The sequence below is a fragment of the Microcoleus sp. S36b_A4 genome (assembly GCF_036700645.1).
Classification (GTDB): domain Bacteria; phylum Cyanobacteriota; class Cyanobacteriia; order Cyanobacteriales; family Microcoleaceae; genus Microcoleus.
The window spans coordinates 1-1,177 of sequence record NZ_JAUBPI010000226.1 but is presented as its reverse complement, the minus strand read 5'-3'; the positions used below and the strand labels follow the sequence as shown (position 1 = coordinate 1,177).

Here is a 1,177-nt window from a genome sequence, read left to right as displayed (position 1 = left end):
TAAGTAGGTCGGCGCAAAAAAACCGAACTATGTTAAGATAAGTAAACAAAGAGAATATATCTACTGAGGTAACTAAATATATGGGCGCTAGATTAAGGGTATTCCTGACTCAACAGCAAGACAAAACTCTCTTACAACTGAGAACTGCTGCTGTACCACAAAAAGTCAAAGATAGAGCAGAAGTAATTAGATTAAATGCACATGGCTGGTACGTTGAAAAAATAGCTGCTCATTTTAACTGGACTCCACAAACAGTGAGAGAGGTTTTACATAAATGGTCGAATCTAGGCATGGAAGGGCTTTGGGAGTTGCCTGGTCGAGGGGCAAAGCCAACGTGGAAAGAGGAAGATATAGAGTTTTTAAAAGAATGCCTCAAAAACGAATCACGTACATATAACAGTCTTCAATTAGTCCAGAAATTAGAAAAAGAACGTTCTGTCAAACTAAGTGCCGATCGATTAAGAAGGATACTAAAAAAAAAAGGTTTATTTGGAAACGAGCCAGAAAAAGTCACAAAGGAAAACAAGACCCCCTAGTACAAGAAACGAAGCAATCTGACTTAGATATGTTGCAATTAGAGGCAGTAGCGGGAGGAATTGACTTAAAGTATTTAGATGAATCAGGTTTTTGTGCGTGGAGTGAACCAGGCTATACTTATTACCAAATAGGTGAGCAAAAACGGTTAGAACAAACGAAACGGCGTGGTCGTAGACTAAGTATTATCGGACTTCTTCAACAGGGAATCAGTTTTATTTATGGTTTAGTAATTGGGGGTGTTGATCGAAAAGCTTATATCAAAATGATGGAGCGAGAAGCCCAGGAAGCTGCTGAAATTGGACGACCGAGAGTAATTGTACAAGACAACGGCCCAATACACCGATGCAAAGAAGTCCAAGAGTTATGGCCGCATTGGGAAAAGCAAGGTTTATATATCTTCTTTTTACCCAAGTATTGTTCGGAAATGAACCCCATTGAATTGGAGTGGCAACACATTAAGAAAGATGAGTTGGCAGGACAAATGTTTGATGATGAGTTAGAACTCGCCTACGCCGTAATTCATGGAGTAGAAGCTAGAGGACAAAGGGGAAATTACACCACGCAACGTCTTAAGTTTAACTCCAATCAGGCAACTTAATGTTTTGTTACATAGATTGGTTTTTTCCCGCCTATCTACTTA

Annotated in this window: 1 protein-coding gene; it reads left to right on the top strand. The window is 39.4% G+C overall.

Translation table 11 applies throughout. The features are described from left to right. Positions 1-80: 80 nt before the first annotated feature. Positions 81-1,135 (top strand): IS630 family transposase gene (locus QUA03_RS28905; RefSeq protein WP_333217165.1). Its coding sequence is split into 2 segments (ribosomal slippage): positions 81-473 and positions 476-1,135, totalling 1,053 coding nucleotides; the frame shifts between segments, so codons are not numbered across the junction. Positions 1,136-1,177 lie beyond the last annotated feature (42 nt).